The sequence below is a fragment of the Escherichia albertii NBRC 107761 = DSM 17582 genome, from assembly GCF_000759775.1.
GTDB lineage: Bacteria > Pseudomonadota > Gammaproteobacteria > Enterobacterales > Enterobacteriaceae > Escherichia > Escherichia albertii.
Window position 1 is genome coordinate 1 of sequence record NZ_BBMY01000040.1, and the last position, 14,728, is coordinate 14,728.

Annotated in this window: 12 protein-coding genes; 6 read left to right on the top strand and 6 right to left on the bottom strand. The window is 51.6% G+C overall.

Annotation, left to right across the window (positions count from 1 at the left end):
* The first annotated feature begins 88 nt into the window (after positions 1–88).
* Complete coding sequence (gene pheP, locus EA14781_RS09395; protein WP_002430232.1) at positions 89–1,471, top strand: phenylalanine transporter; 1,383 nt, start codon at positions 89–91, stop codon at positions 1,469–1,471.
* Between the two features lie 158 nt (positions 1,472–1,629).
* On the opposite strand, the gene ybdG is transcribed toward pheP, so the two are convergent.
* From ybdG to EA14781_RS09415, 4 genes are all read right to left on the bottom strand, one after another.
* Complete coding sequence (gene ybdG / locus EA14781_RS09400; protein ID WP_001153159.1) at positions 1,630–2,877, bottom strand: mechanosensitive ion channel YbdG; 1,248 nt, start codon at positions 2,875–2,877, stop codon at positions 1,630–1,632.
* Positions 2,878–3,133: 256 nt separating this feature from the next.
* Positions 3,134–3,787, bottom strand: coding sequence for an oxygen-insensitive NAD(P)H nitroreductase (nfsB, locus tag EA14781_RS09405; protein WP_000351471.1), 654 nt, complete (start codon positions 3,785–3,787; stop codon positions 3,134–3,136).
* A gap of 78 nt (positions 3,788–3,865) precedes the next feature.
* Entirely contained in the window at positions 3,866–4,249 is a 384-nt protein-coding gene (locus tag EA14781_RS09410; RefSeq protein ID WP_000360934.1) for an MmcQ/YjbR family DNA-binding protein, read from the bottom strand.
* 65 nt (positions 4,250–4,314) lie between these two features.
* Entirely contained in the window at positions 4,315–4,563 is a 249-nt protein-coding gene (locus EA14781_RS09415; RefSeq protein WP_000682532.1) for a DUF1158 family protein, read from the bottom strand.
* Between the two features lie 215 nt (positions 4,564–4,778).
* On the opposite strand from EA14781_RS09415, the gene EA14781_RS09420 reads away from it, so the two are divergent.
* Together EA14781_RS09420 and hokE are read left to right on the top strand one after the other, a co-directional pair.
* Positions 4,779–5,483: a GNAT family N-acetyltransferase gene (locus EA14781_RS09420; RefSeq protein WP_001114142.1), complete on the top strand. Its 705-nt coding sequence runs from the start codon at positions 4,779–4,781 to the stop codon at positions 5,481–5,483.
* A 224-nt stretch (positions 5,484–5,707) separates the two neighbouring features.
* Complete coding sequence (gene hokE, locus EA14781_RS09425) at positions 5,708–5,860, top strand: type I toxin-antitoxin system toxin HokE (RefSeq protein ID WP_000956461.1); 153 nt, start codon at positions 5,708–5,710, stop codon at positions 5,858–5,860.
* A gap of 121 nt (positions 5,861–5,981) precedes the next feature.
* On the opposite strand, the gene entD is transcribed toward hokE, so the two are convergent.
* Both entD and fepA read right to left on the bottom strand, forming a co-directional pair.
* Positions 5,982–6,602, bottom strand: coding sequence for an enterobactin synthase subunit EntD (gene entD, locus EA14781_RS09430; RefSeq protein ID WP_002430230.1), 621 nt, complete (start codon positions 6,600–6,602; stop codon positions 5,982–5,984).
* 174 nt (positions 6,603–6,776) lie between these two features.
* Positions 6,777–9,026, bottom strand: a complete 2,250-nt coding sequence (gene fepA / locus EA14781_RS09435) for a siderophore enterobactin receptor FepA (protein WP_001034859.1) — start codon at positions 9,024–9,026, stop codon at positions 6,777–6,779.
* A 241-nt stretch (positions 9,027–9,267) separates the two neighbouring features.
* On the opposite strand from fepA, the gene fes reads away from it, so the two are divergent.
* The 3 genes from fes to entF are packed head-to-tail and all read left to right on the top strand — an operon-like array spanning position 9,268 to position 14,569.
* Positions 9,268–10,470, top strand: a complete 1,203-nt coding sequence (gene fes, locus EA14781_RS09440) for an enterochelin esterase (RefSeq protein ID WP_000729400.1) — start codon at positions 9,268–9,270, stop codon at positions 10,468–10,470.
* A 2-nt stretch (positions 10,471–10,472) separates the two neighbouring features.
* Positions 10,473–10,691 carry an MbtH family protein gene (locus tag EA14781_RS09445; RefSeq protein ID WP_000885799.1) on the top strand — a complete coding sequence of 73 codons (219 nt, stop codon included), beginning with the start codon at positions 10,473–10,475 and terminating at the stop codon, positions 10,689–10,691.
* The gene (gene entF / locus EA14781_RS09450) at positions 10,688–14,569 is read left to right on the top strand and encodes an enterobactin non-ribosomal peptide synthetase EntF (protein WP_000077732.1); all 3,882 of its coding nucleotides are present in this window, start codon (positions 10,688–10,690) and stop codon (positions 14,567–14,569) included. Before EA14781_RS09445 ends, entF begins: the two co-directional genes overlap by 4 nt.
* Positions 14,570–14,728 lie beyond the last annotated feature (159 nt).

Consider the following 14,728-nt stretch of genomic DNA (forward strand, 5'->3'; position numbering starts at 1 on the left):
GGTTTAACCGTGTGGATTGTGTCTTGCGACGATGGGCACTAAATGTTAAAAGGTGCCCCTCAATAAAAAAGACACACAGGGGAAAGGCGTGAAAAACGCGTCAAACGTATCGGAAGATTCCGCGTCGGATCAAGAACCGACACTTCATCGGGGATTACATAACCGTCATATTCAGTTGATTGCGCTGGGCGGCGCCATTGGTACTGGTCTGTTTCTTGGCATTGGCCCGGCGATTCAGATGGCGGGTCCGGCTGTGTTGCTGGGCTACGGCGTCGCCGGGATCATCGCTTTCCTGATTATGCGCCAGCTTGGCGAGATGGTGGTTGAGGAGCCAGTATCCGGTTCATTTGCTCACTTTGCCTATAAATACTGGGGACCGTTTGCGGGTTTCCTCTCTGGCTGGAACTACTGGGTGATGTTCGTGCTGGTAGGGATGGCAGAGCTGACCGCCGCAGGCATCTATATGCAGTACTGGTTCCCGGATGTACCGACCTGGGTCTGGGCCGCTGCCTTCTTTATTATCATCAACGCCGTTAACCTGGTGAACGTGCGCTTATATGGCGAAACTGAGTTCTGGTTTGCGCTGATTAAAGTGCTGGCGATCATCGGCATGATCGGCTTTGGCCTGTGGCTGCTGTTTTCTGGTCACGGCGGCGAAAAAGCCAGTATCGACAACCTCTGGCGTTACGGTGGTTTCTTTGCCACGGGCTGGAATGGACTGATTCTGTCGCTGGCGGTGATTATGTTCTCCTTCGGCGGTCTGGAGCTGATTGGTATTACTGCTGCTGAAGCGCGCGCTCCAGAAAAAAGCATTCCGAAGGCAGTAAATCAGGTGGTTTATCGCATTCTGCTGTTTTATATCGGTTCGCTGGTGGTTTTACTGGCGCTTTACCCGTGGGTAGAAGTGAAATCTAACAGTAGCCCGTTTGTGATGATTTTCCATAATCTTGACAGCAATGTGGTGGCTTCAGCACTGAACTTCGTCATTTTGGTAGCATCGTTGTCAGTGTATAACAGCGGTGTTTACTCCAACAGCCGTATGCTGTTTGGCCTCTCTGTGCAGGGTAACGCACCGAAGTTCCTTACCCGTGTGAGTCATCGCGGCGTGCCGATCAACTCGCTAATGCTTTCCGGGGCGATTACCTCGCTGGTGGTGTTGATTAATTATCTGCTGCCGCAAAAAGCGTTTGGTCTGCTGATGGCGCTGGTGGTGGCAACGCTGTTGCTGAACTGGATTATGATTTGTCTGGCGCACTTGCGTTTTCGCGCGGCTATGCGTCGTCAGGCGCGAGAAACGCAGTTTAAGGCGCTGCTCTATCCGTTCGGTAACTATCTTTGCATTGCCTTCCTCGGCATGATTTTGCTGTTGATGTGTACAATGGATGATATGCGTCTGTCAGCGATTCTGCTGCCGGTGTGGATTGTGTTTCTGTTTGTGGCGTTTAAAACATTGCGTAGGAAAGTGAATTAAGCTGATGTGAGGCTGATTTGCCCGATGCGCAAGCTTATCGGGCCTACAATCTGTAACGATTCTGTAGGCCGGATAAGGCGTTCACGCCGCATCCGACAAAACGATGTCGGCAATCTGAAGCCGCTCTCACCCATTCGATGAGAGCGGTTTTTTTCTGCTTACTGCTTAAATGTACCCGCCAGAGAGCGAATATCGTTGCTGGTTGGTGACTGATGAAGTCGCAGACCAAACTCTTCGACGATAGCAAATATATGGTCGAAAATGTCGGCCTGAATACTTTCATATTCCAGCCAGACTACGGTATTGGTGAACGCATATATTTCAAGCGGCAACCCGGTATCTCCCGGTGCAAGCTGACGCACCATTAAGGTCATATCCTTACGAATCCGTGGATGGTTGCGCAGATATTCATTCAGATAGGCGCGAAACGTCCCAATATTGGTCATCCGTCGCAGGTTTAATACCGACTCCGTCGAACCTTGCTGGCGATTCCAGTCGTTAATTTCCTGATGGCGACGGGTTAAATAAGGCTTTAGCAAATGCGCTTTATTCAGCCGCTGCATTTCGTCTTCATCAAGAAAACGAATACTGGTGACATCAATATTGATACTGCGTTTAATTCGTCGCCCGCCGGAAGCCGACATTCCGCTCCAGTTTTTAAAGGAGTCGGATACCAGCGACCAGGTAGGAATGGTGGTGATGGTATTGTCCCAGTTGCGCACTTTGACGGTGGTTAACCCGATATCAATCACCGAACCATCTGCACCGTATTTCGGCATCTCCAGCCAGTCGCCTAATTTCAGCATATCGTTCGCAGAAAGCTGAATACCGGCTACCAGACCGAGAATCGGATCTTTAAACACTAACATCAGCACGGCGGCCATGGCGCCAAGACCGCTGATCAGAATCGCCGGTGACTGACCAATCAGCAGCGATATCATCAAAATGCCGACCAGAATTGCGCCGAGTAGTTTGATTCCCTGAAATATCCCTTTCAGCGGTAATTGTTTTGCAGCGGGGAATTTTTGCGCCAGATTTAAAATAACATCCAGCAAAGAGAAGACTGAAAGTAGCGCATACATCATGATCCACAACTGCGCACAGGTGGTCAAAATATCAGCCGCTTCGGTGCCTTTTTGCAGCCAGAATACCGCCTGAATGTTGACGATAATCCCCTGCAGGGTAAAAGCTAAACGGTGGAAGAGTTTATTCTGGGTAATAATTTGCAGCCATAACCGCGAACTGGCGATGGCGCGTTTTTCAAAGGTCCGCAGTACCACCCAGTGCAAAATAATATGCACCACGACAGCGGTCAGAAAAATAATGCCGAAAATCATCACCATCGAGGTGGTGTGATCGAGCTCAATACCCGCTAAATCTTCAACCTGGGATATTAAATCCTGCATAACGTCTCCTTTATACAACAGCAGCCTATGATGACGGCTGAAACAGGGTTATGCAAATCAGGAGAATCTGAGGGAGAATTTCCGACGAGGGCTGATGAAAATATAAAATTGCCTGATGCACTACGTTTATCAGGCCTACGTTAATGAATTGGCACGAACTTGTCGGCCGGATAAGGCGATCACGCCGCATCCGGCATAAACAAAGCGCACTTTGTCAGCAATCTGAGCCGGGAGCAGTTCCCGGCTATCAGGAGAATTACACTTCAGTTAAGGTGATGCTTTGCGGCAGACGAGATTTCGGCAGGGTAGCGTTAAAATCTTCGACGCTGTGATGACCTACCGGAACAACCACCAGACTGGTGTAGCCTTTCTCTTTCAGACCAAATTCTTCGTCAAGAATAGCGGCGTCAAAACCTTCGATGGGCACCGCATCCAGACCCAGCGCCGCAACGCCCAGCAGGAAGTTGCCGACGTTGAGATAAACCTGTTTGGCCATCCACTGCGCATCATCGTGCAGATCTTTACGGTGCATATCGGCGAAGAACTTGCGACCTTTATCGTTCGCCGCTTTCGCTTCCGGTGTGGCAAAACGGCCATCGGCATCTTCCTGGTCCACAACCTGTTTCAGCCATGCATCATCCATGGCAGTTTTTGCGCAGAACACCACGACATGCGAGGCATCAAGTATTTTACGCTCGTTGAACACGTAATTACCGGCGGCGGATTTGGCGACACGTGCTTTACCTTCTTCCGTACTGGCAACGATAAAATGCCACGGTTGGGAGTTAGTGCTGGATGGACTGTATTGCAGCAGGGTTTTGATCTGCTCTGCTTGTTCGGGGGTAAGTTTTTTGCTGGCATCAAATGCCTTAGTGGAATGGCGCTTTAAGGCGACAGAAATGATATCCATAAAGACTCCTTGTGGAAGAAATTTTGTGTGCCAGCAGATTACAAGGATCGTGATGAAATGGTAAGCGAGAAAAATGCGCTATTGATTTACGGTTGAATCAGGGCGCAGTCGTTTTTGATCGCGTTTAGATAAGCCATCGACCACTAAATTCCATGAGTCGTTGATCAAATCAAGAAGTAACGCTTCAGTGATTTCATCGCCAGGGTACACCGAAATCCAGTGTTTTTTGTTCATGTGATAGCCCGGCCTAATGCTCGGGTATATTTGTTGATTCAACAGTGATTTTTGTGGATCGGACTTCAGATTGATAAAGGGGACGCCGCGCAGTTCTGACGACAGCATAAAAATCTTGCCGCCAATTTTAAACACATCAAACTCCGGGCCAAACGGCCAGCAAAGTTCGACAAACGGTAGCTCGAGAGCGATGCGTTTTGCCGTTTCGTGCAGTGATTGCTTATCCATAAACTTACCTTGTGCAGGAAGGAGAATAAGCAAATTATGCCGCGAAGTGAGCTGATAATCGACGTCTAATCTGCCAGCGAAAACCAGCGTCGCCAGATAAAGCGCAACACAAAATATTCAATGACGCCCAGCACCAAAAACCACAGACAAAACAATAAAGTGTAAAGCTGGCTAAGGTCTACTAAATGGAAGAGGGTTACCAGTTTTTGCGCCAGCGCCAGTCCCAGCGCAGGGGCCGGCAGCAGCAGGCTGGAGAGAAAAGCCATCAGCAAAATACCTGCCGCTGTGGTCAGCGTTTCTAAAGGGTGTTTCATCGTTTTGTTAAATCTTAGTTAAAATACTATTGTCCGGGATATTGCTGTGTAACGCAATTCCCGGCTTAGTCTCCGGCTTCAAATTTCACTCTTTTATGGTGACCAGTACAGAGGCGGAAATCGTTGGGCTGGATGCAGAAGTTCTGAATGTTTCTTTCTTCTGGATACAGTGAACTGATATAACAGATTAAAACATCAGCAAAAGGGGGAAGGGCGTGCCGGAAATTAATCAATATGGACAGACGGTCGGCGATGCGCTACCGGACTGGCAAGGCGCAGCGGTTTTACCGCGCCGCTTACTGGAAGGTCATTGGTGTCGTCTGGAGCCGCTTGACGCGCAACGCCACGCAGGCGATCTGTTTGATGCCTATGCTCAGGTGCCGGATGAACGTGACTGGACGTGGCTTGCCAGTAATCGCCCGGCAAGTGTTGAAGCTACCGGGGAGTGGATCGCTGGAAAAGTGAATGATCCCTCCCTGGTCCCCTTCGCTGTGGTTGATAATCGTTCTGAACGAGCCGTTGGGTTGGTCTGTTTTATGGCGATTGAACGCGAGCATGGAACGGTTGAAATCGGCCATGTTACCTGGTCGCCACGCATGAAAAATAGTGTGCTCGGTACTGAAGCGATTTGGTTACTGCTGCAATGTGCCTTTGCGCATGGCTATCGGAGTGTGGAATGGAAATGTGATTCGCTCAATCTGGCGTCACGCCGCGCCGCCGAACGTTTAGGGTTTGTATTTGAAGGCCGTTTCCGACAGAAAATCGTGCGCAAAGGGCGTAACCGTGACAGCGACTGGTTATCGATGATTGATAGCGAATGGTCGCAATGTGACAAAGCGCTACAGGCCTGGCTGGCGGCGGAGAATTTTGACGAGCGGGGTGTGCAGAAAAAAAGTCTGGCTCAATTGCGGTTGAGTTAATGAATAGTAGAAAGTCCGAAACAGGAATCACTGTATAAATAAACAGCCATTTTGCTAAGGAAGGGTAAGATAACTGCGGGTGCCTGAAGCTTTCCGGTTTCAGGATTACTCTGAGGTCTGGAAAGATGAAGCCCCAGGAGATATTTCTATCAACCCTGGGGCTGCCACTCCGAACCTCAACAACTCGGATGGTAGTCCCTTCTTCGCATGGAGGCAATATAAACATGCTGACGAAATATGCCCTTGTGGCAGTCATAGCACTGTGTTTAACGGTGCTGGGATTTACATTTCTGGTCGGAGACTCGTTGTGTGAGTTCACCGTAAAGGAACGTAATATTGAGTTCAAGGCTGTTCTCGCTTACGAACCGAAGAAGTAGCCGTTGTGCGGGGAGTCATCTCCGCATATCCGGTTGTCTGGTCAGGGTGGTTAGGCACCTGCTTTACACTTTCGCCCGCGGTCAGTGATGGCTGCGGGCGAATCGCACCAGATGTTGTCAATTAATCGTGTTGGCACAGTGTTACGACTATCTTTTCTTTTCTCTGCCAGTGCACAGCAAACTTCTCATCATCCCGACGAATGATGATTCGCTGTTTATTCCAGCTAATTATCTGATAATCCAGAAAACCTGACGCGGCCTGCATTTTGTCTGCCTTAAACGCACTCTCTTTTGCAGAAAAGGCCAGGGTTAACGCCAGAGAAAAGGGTAAAGCGATATCAGCGAGCAGCTCGCGTTCCGCTGGTGTAACAATGCTATCTGCTAACTCTGTAGCCGTTTGCGCAGAGAAAATTTCTTCAATATCAACGCCAATTGGTTGACGTGATACCACAGCTAACGCCGTAGTCCCGCAGTGACTAATGCTGCCGAATAACCCCGCAGGCCATACTGGTTGGCGAAGCTTACCGATTGCGGGAACGTACTTAAAACCATACTCATGTAAAGCATGAACGGCGGCGATCCGCCCGGCTAAATGTTCTGTTTTACGTTTACGCCCGGTATGTTGTAGATGCGTGTAATGCGGCAGCCAGAGTAAATCCTGCTCGCAAAAACTCGCCGAATCAAACTCAACAAAATGCAGCGTATGTCCGGCAAAGGGGAGGGCGGTATGCGTAGTTTTCATGTCGACCATATTAGAGACTGATGACAAACGCAAAACCACCTGATGCGCTACGCTTATCAGGTCTACGTGGTCATGCAATATATTGAATTAGCAAAACTTTTGTAGGCCGGATAAGGCGTTCACGCCGCATCCGGCATGAACGACGCGCACTTTGTCAACAATCTGACGTTAGCATCAGAAATGAGTATTAATGCTCATATACCACGTACGTCCCGGTTCGTTATAGGTATACGCGCCAGCCCCCGCGATATAGTTGGCTCCTGCCAAATCACCTGTAGTTTGGGCATTACCTGCACGCCACAAGCGTTTGTCGAACAGGTTGTCTACGCCGCCGGTCAGACTAACGTTTTTCGTCACGTCCCAGGTCGCACTCAGACCAACAATGCTGTAGGGGCTAACTTCTTTGGTTTCCGGTCCGACCGCTGGCTGGCCTTTATAGTTGTACTTCTTCGGTTGCTGTTTGCCGTACCAGGTGAAGGTTGTTTGCATCGACAAATCTTCCCGCGCCTGCCAGCTCAGCGTTGAGTTCAACGTATATTCCGGGATTATCGACAAACGATCGCCCGTGGTTTTGTTTTCACTCTTCAGCATATAAGTGATGTTGTTAGTCCACATCACTGTTTCGCTAACAGGGACGTTTAACGATCCTTCAAGGCCTTCAACCACCGCTTTCGGTACGTTATCCCATTGATAAAGATCGGTGCCTGCCGCGTTTTGCCCAACAGCCACATAGCCCGCTTCAATCTTATTGCGATAGTCGTTGCGGAACCAGGTCACACCTGCCAACCAGCCGTCGCGTTTAAACTCCAGACCAATCTCTTTGTTAATACTGGTTTCCGCTTTCAGGTCATCGTTACCCTGCAGATAGCAGCCGCCCGCGCTGGCGTAGCATCCCTGTCCTTTACTGTAGAGAATATAGTTTGGGTTAGTCTGGTACAGACTTGGCGCCTTGTAAGCACGGGCGATCCCCATTTTGAGGGTAAAATCATCGCCTAAACCTTGCGACACGTTCAATGCCGGACTCCAGTTATTGCCGACAATACTGTGATGATCAAAACGTAGTCCCGGCGTCACGATGGTGCTGTCAGTCAGCTCCATATTGTTTTCCGCAAACAGCGAGAATATTTCCGCTTTTGAATACGGACTACGGTCGGTAGAACTCACACCATCGATGGCTCCGCCAGTATTCTTTCCTGTCAGCGCCTGGGTGTTGGAACTGAGATCCTTCATTCGCTGCTGATTCCACTCTGTACCCAGCGTCAGCGTCTGGTTAACGAGGAAATCAATCGGCAGGTTGACTTCGCTGTGCAGCATCACATCATCGAGATCGATATCGACAAAATCCTGCGTCGCTTTTTCATTAAATTTCCCTTCGGTGCCGCCCGCAAGACCTTCCGGGATACGCGAGTTACGGGTGTGTTCGTACTGCACCCAGTTGCTGGTGGTTACGCCGTTATCCCAGCCGCCGTTCCAGGTCAGAGAGTAGTTCTGGCGATACAGACGGTTGGTTTCATCACCATATTTCGAACGTGTATAGGCGTCGGAGTTGGTGTTCTGGGTATCGCCTGCATACAGGTTGCCCTGGCGGCTGTAACCGGCTTCCAGTTCGAGCGATTGTAGTGGAGCGAAATCCCAGCGAACGACGCCGTTAATATCTTTGTTGATAACCCCTTCGCGTCCGGCAGGTAAGGTTGTGGCGTAGGTTCCGGCACGTGCGGATTGATGTCCCTGGTTAATATCCCACGCATCGGCCTGGGTTTTGTCGAGGTTGCCATATAAGCGGAAGCTGAATTCGTCACCCAACGGACCGGTCAGGCTGAAGTTGGTGCGTTTGGTCGCGCCTTCCTCTTTATGTTCTGGCGCATTGAAGTAAGCGTCCCAGGAACCGTGCCATTCGCCGTTGCCTTTTTTGGTGATGATGTTAACCACGCCGCCTGCTGCGCCGTTGCCATAACGGGCCGCCGCCGGGCCACGCAGAATTTCAATACGTTCAATCATTTCAGGCGGCACCCAGGAAGTATCACCACGGGTATCGCGCTCGCCACGCCAGCCCTGGCGCACAGAGTTACGGCTACTGACCGGCTTGCCGTCAATCAAAATCAGGGTGTTTTCTGGACCCATTCCGCGAATATCAATCTGGCGGTTGTTGCCGCGCTGACCGCTGGTGGAGTTACCGGTCAGGTTAACGCCGGGCATGGTACGGATGATTTCCGACACATCGCGAGCTACCGGGTTTTTGCGGATTTCATCTGCGGTGATGGTCGAAACGCCGGGCGCCTGCAAGTTCTGCTCGGCGGCGGTGACCACGATGGTATCGTCGTGTGAAACGGCATTATCGCTTGTCTCTTCTGCCAGTGCTGGCAGTGCTACCCCATAAATCCCCAGATTGACCAACAAGGCCAGGGAATGAATCTTCTTGTTCATTGTTTTTTCCTGCATTTTTGCCACGAATTCCAACGGTCAAAATTGACGTAAGCTGGATTGATGTCGCCCACTACCGCGAAAGCCTTTGATCCTGAAAGGCACGCAGTGCAGTTGATTAATTAATGTTCGCGCTTGACATGGCGCGCCAATACGCTATTGCAAATGCAAATAGTTATCAATAATATTATCAATATATTTCTGCAATCAATAAAAAAATTCACAATAAACATAAGGTTATGATGTGGCGGCGTTAAAGGTGGGAAGTGATAGCTGGTGGCTGTCGAAACATGGCCCGGAATGGCAACGTTTTGATGATAAAACTTATCAGGTGACTTTCTGGTGGCGTGATCCGCAAGGTTCTGAAGACCACTCGACGATAAAGCGCGTATGGGTCTACATCACTGGCGTGACCGATCACCATCAGAACAGCCAACCCCAGTCGATGCAGCGAATTGCAGGGACCGATGTCTGGCAGTGGACAACGCAACTCAATGCCAACTGGCGCGGCAGCTACTGCTTTATTCCCACCGAACGCGATGACATTTTTTCTGCACCATCCCCTGATCGCCTCGAATTACGCGAAGGATGGCAGCAATTATTACCTCAGGCGATAGCCGATCCGTTGAATCCGCAAAGCTGGAAAGGGGGGAGAGGGCACGCTGTTTCCGCACTCGAAATGCCGCAAGCGCCCCTGCAACCGGGTTGGGATTGCCCGCAAACGCCAGAAACGCCTGCTAAAGAAATTACCTGGAAAAGTGAACGTCTGGGAAATTCACGCCGTGTATGGATTTTTACCATCGGCGATGCAACAGCAGAAGAGCGTCCGCTGGCCGTTTTGCTCGATGGCGAATTTTGGGCGCAAAGTATGTCCGTCTGGCCTGCGCTGACTTCGCTGACCCATCGTCGGCAACTTCCTCCCGCCGTGTATGTGTTGATCGACGCCATCGACACCACGCACCGCGCCCACGAACTGCCGTGTAATGCGGATTTCTGGCTGGCAGTACAGCAAGAATTATTGCCACTGGTGAAAACCATCGCCCCTTTTAGCGATCGCGCCGATCGTACTGTTGTTGCCGGGCAAAGCTTTGGGGGGCTTTCCGCGCTGTATGCCGGACTGCACTGGCCTGAACGTTTTGGCTGTGTGATAAGCCAATCGGGATCGTTCTGGTGGCCGCACCGGGGCGGGCCGCAAGAGGGCGTGTTACTTGAACAACTTAAAGCGGGTGAAGTTAGCGCCGAAGGTTTGCGTATTGTTCTGGAAGCGGGGATTCGCGAACCGCTGATCCTGCGGGCTAATCAGGCGCTGTATACGCAATTACAAGCTACAAAAGAATCCATTTTCTGGCGTCAGGTTGACGGCGGACATGATGCGCTTTGTTGGCGCGGCGGGCTGATGCAGGGGCTCATTGACCTCTGGCAACCGCTTTCCCATGACAGGAGTTGAATATGGCATTCAGTAATCCCTTTGATGACCCACAGGGGGCGTTTTACATTTTGCGCAACGCACAGGGGCAATTCAGCCTGTGGCCGCAATCGTGCGTATTACCAGCGGGCTGGGAGGTCGTTTGTGAACCTCAGTCGCAAGAATTCTGCCAGCAGTGGCTGGAAGCCCACTGGCGTACTCTGACGCCCGCGAATTTTACCCAGCCGCAGGAGGTGCAATGAGCCAGCATTTACCTTTAGTCGCCGCACAACCCGGCATCTGGATGGCAGAAAAACTGTCGGATTTACCCTCTGCCTGGAGCGTGGCGCATTACGTTGAGTTAACCGGAGATGTTGATGTGCCATTACTGGCCCGCGCGGTGGTTGCCGGGTTAGCGCAAGCAGATACGCTGAGGATGCGTTTTACGGAAGATAACGGCGAAGTCTGGCAATGGGTCGATGATGCGCAGACGTTCGAACTGCCAGAAATTATCGACCTGCGAACCAACATTGATCCGCACGGTACTGCGCGGGCATTAATGCAGGCGGATTTGCAACAAGATCTGCGCGTCGATAGTGAAAAACCACTGGTTTTTCATAAGTTTATACAGATAGAGGATAATCGTTGGTACTGGTATCAACGTTATCACCATTTGCTGGTCGATGGCTTCAGTTTCCCAGCCATTACCCGTCAGATAGCCAACATTTATTGCGCCTGGCTGCGTGGCGAACCTACGCCTGCGTCGCCGTTTACTTCTTTCACTGATGTAGTGGAAGAGTACCAGCAATATCGCGAAAGCGAAGCTTGGCAGCGTGATGCGACTTTCTGGGCGGATCAACGTCGTCAACTACCGCCGCCAGCGTCACTTTCGCCTGCACCTTTACCGGGGCGCAGTGCCTCGGCAGATATTCTGCGCCTGAAACTGGAATTTACCGACGGGGAATTCCGCCAACTGGCAGCGCAACTTCCGACCGTACAACGTACCGATTTAGCTCTCGCGCTGGCGGCATTGTGGCTGGGGCGATTGTGCAACCGCATGGATTATGCCGCTGGATTTATCTTTATGTGCCGTATGGGCTCGGCGGCGTTGACGGCTACCGGACCGGTGCTCAATGTTTTGCCATTGGGGATTCACATTGAAGCGCGAGAAACGTTGCCGCAACTGGCAACCCGCCTGGCGGCTCAACTGAAAAAAATGCGTCGTCATCAACGCTACGATGCCGAACAGATTGTTCGTGACTGCGGGCGAGCGGCAGGAGAGGAACCTCTGTTTGGTCCGGTACTCAATATCAAGGTGTTTGATTATCAACTGGATATTCCGGGCGTGCGGGCGCAAACCCATACTCTGGCAACCGGTCCGGTTAATGATCTTGAACTGGCCCTGTTCCCGGATGAAAACGGTGATTTGAGTATTGAGATCCTCGCCAATAAACAGCGTTACGATGAGCCAACGTTAATTCAGCACGCTGAACGCCTGAAAATGCTGATCGCCCAGTTCGCCGCGACCCCGGCGCTGTTGTGTGGTGATGTCGATATTATGCTGCCAGACGAATATGACCAGTTGGCGCAGATCAACGCCACTCAGGTTGACATTCCTGAAACCACGCTGAGCGCGCTGGTGGCGGAACAAGCGGCAAAAACGCCGGATGCTCCGGCACTGGCAGATGCGCATTACCAGTTTAGCTATCGGGAAATGCGCGAACAGGTGGTGGCGCTGGCGAATTTACTGCGTGAGCGTGGCGTAAAACCTGGCGATAGTGTGGCAGTGGCGTTGCCGCGCTCGGTCTTTTTGACTTTGGCGCTGCACGCCATTGTTGAAGCAGGGGCCGCCTGGTTACCGCTGGATACGGGCTACCCGGACGATCGCCTGAAAATGATGCTGGAAGATGCGCGTCCGTCGCTGTTAATTACCACTGACGAGCAACTACCTCGTTTTCGCGATATCCCCAATTTAACTAATCTTTGCTATAACGCCCCGCTTACCCCACAGGGCAGCGCGCCGCTGCAACTTTCACAACCGTACCACACGGCTTATATCATCTTCACCTCTGGCTCCACTGGCAGGCCGAAAGGCGTGATGGTCGGGCAGAAGGCCATCGTTAACCGCCTGTTATGGATGCAAAACCACTACTCGCTCACAGGCGAAGATGTCGTTGCTCAAAAAACACCGTGTAGTTTTGATGTCTCGGTATGGGAGTTTTTCTGGCCGTTTATTGCCGGGGCGAAACTGGTCATGGCCGCGCCGGAAGCGCACCGCGATCCTCTCGCTATGCAGCAATTCTTTGCCGAATATGGCGTAACGACCACGCACTTTGTTCCCTCAATGCTGGCGGCGTTTGTTGCTTCGCTGACGCCAGAAACTGCTCGCCAATGTTGCGCGACGTTGAAACAGGTGTTCTGTAGTGGTGAAGCGTTACCGACCGATTTATGCCGTGAATGGCAACAGTTAACCAACGTGCCATTACATAACCTGTATGGTCCGACGGAAGCGGCGGTAGATGTCAGTTGGTATCCGGCCTTTGGTGCTGAACTGGCGGCGGTACGCGGCAGCAGTGTGCCGATTGGTTATCCTGTGTGGAATACGGGTTTGCGTATTCTTGATGCGATGATGCATCCGGTGCCGCCGGGTGTGGCAGGTGATCTCTATCTCACCGGCATTCAACTGGCGCAGGGCTACCTTGGGCGCCCCGATCTGACGGCAAGCCGCTTTATTGCCGATCCGTTCGCTCCAGGTGAGCGGATGTACCGTACCGGGGACGTGGCGCGCTGGCTGGAAAATGGCGCGGTGGAGTACCTCGGGCGCAGTGACGATCAGCTAAAAATTCGCGGTCAGCGGATTGAACTGGGTGAAATCGACCGCGTGATGCAGGCGTTGCCAGATGTTGAACAGGCCGTTACCCACGCTTGTGTCATTAACCAGGCTGCAGCCACTGGTGGTGATGCGCGCCAGTTGGTAGGGTATCTGGTGTCGCAATCTGGTCTGCCGCTGGATATTCCGGCGTTGCAGGTGCAGCTTCGCGAAACGCTGCCGCCGCATATGGTGCCGGTAGTGCTGCTGCAACTTCTACAGTTGCCGCTTAGCGCTAATGGTAAGCTGGATCGCAAAGCGTTACCGTTGCCGGAACTGAAAGCACAAACGCCGGGACGTGCGCCGAAAGCGGGCAGTGAAACGATTATCGCCGGGGCGTTCTCGTCATTACTGGGTTGTGATGTGCAGGACGCTGATGCTGATTTCTTCGCTCTTGGCGGTCATTCACTACTGGCAATGAAACTGGCGGCACAGCTTAGTCGACAGTTTGCCCGTCAGGTGACGCCGGGGCAGGTGATGGTGGCGTCAACGGTGGCAAAACTGGCAACAGTTATTGATGGTGAAGAGGAGAGTGCCCACCGTCTGGGATTTGAAACGCTCCTGCCATTGCGTGAAAGCAAGGGGCCGACGCTGTTTTGCTTCCATCCGGCGTCCGGTTTTGCCTGGCAGTTTAGCGTGCTCTCGCGTTATCTCGATCCACAATGGTCGATTATCGGCATTCAGTCGCCGCGTCCCAATGGACTCATGCAAACTGCGACGAATCTGGATGAAGTATGCGAAGCGCATCTTGCAACGTTGCTGCAACAACAGCCACACGGCCCTTATTATCTGCTGGGATATTCGTTGGGTGGCTCGCTGGCGCTGGGAATTGCGGCGCGGTTGCGTGCTCGTGGCGAACAGGTGGCATTTCTTGGCTTGCTGGATACCTGGCCGCCGGAAACGCAAAACTGGCACGAAAAAGAAGCCAACGGTCTGGACCCGGAGGTCCTGGCGGAAATTAACCGTGAGCGCGAGGCGTTTCTTGCCGCTCAGCAGGACTATGCCTCCACAGAACTGTTCACTACCATTGAAGGTAATTACGCGGATGCTGTGCGCCTGCTAACAACGGCCCATAGCGTACCATTTGATGGCAAAGCAACGTTGTTTGTTGCCGAGCGTACGGTTCAGGAAGGCGTGAATCCCGAACGTGTCTGGGCGCCGTGGATTGCAGAGTTGGATATTTATCCTCAGGACTGTGCACACGTTGATATTATCTCAGCAGTGGCGTTTGAAAAAATTGGTCCAATTATTCGCGCAGCGCTGAATAAATAATGTGACATTGCTTGTAAACCCATAATCATAATAAATGATTATGGGTTTTGTTATTTGTTAAATTTATAATTAAAGGGGTGTTTGTCTGGAAATGTTCTTAATATTGCATTCAGTGAGAGGAATTTACAAAGTTCAGCTTCGGATAATTCTCACCAACTG

Coding starts and splice junctions, on each gene's coding strand:
- entD (WP_002430230.1), bottom strand. CDS start 6,602: ATGAAAACTACGCATACCGCCCTCCCCTTTGCCGGACATACGCTGCAT.
- EA14781_RS09445 (WP_000885799.1), top strand. CDS start 10,473: ATGGCATTCAGTAATCCCTTTGATGACCCACAGGGGGCGTTTTACATT.
- ybdG (WP_001153159.1), bottom strand. CDS start 2,877: ATGCAGGATTTAATATCCCAGGTTGAAGATTTAGCGGGTATTGAGCTC.
- entF (WP_000077732.1), top strand. CDS start 10,688: ATGAGCCAGCATTTACCTTTAGTCGCCGCACAACCCGGCATCTGGATG.
- fepA (WP_001034859.1), bottom strand. CDS start 9,026: ATGAACAAGAAGATTCATTCCCTGGCCTTGTTGGTCAATCTGGGGATT.
- nfsB (WP_000351471.1), bottom strand. CDS start 3,787: ATGGATATCATTTCTGTCGCCTTAAAGCGCCATTCCACTAAGGCATTT.
- hokE (WP_000956461.1), top strand. CDS start 5,708: ATGCTGACGAAATATGCCCTTGTGGCAGTCATAGCACTGTGTTTAACG.
- EA14781_RS09415 (WP_000682532.1), bottom strand. CDS start 4,563: ATGAAACACCCTTTAGAAACGCTGACCACAGCGGCAGGTATTTTGCTG.
- EA14781_RS09410 (WP_000360934.1), bottom strand. CDS start 4,249: ATGGATAAGCAATCACTGCACGAAACGGCAAAACGCATCGCTCTCGAG.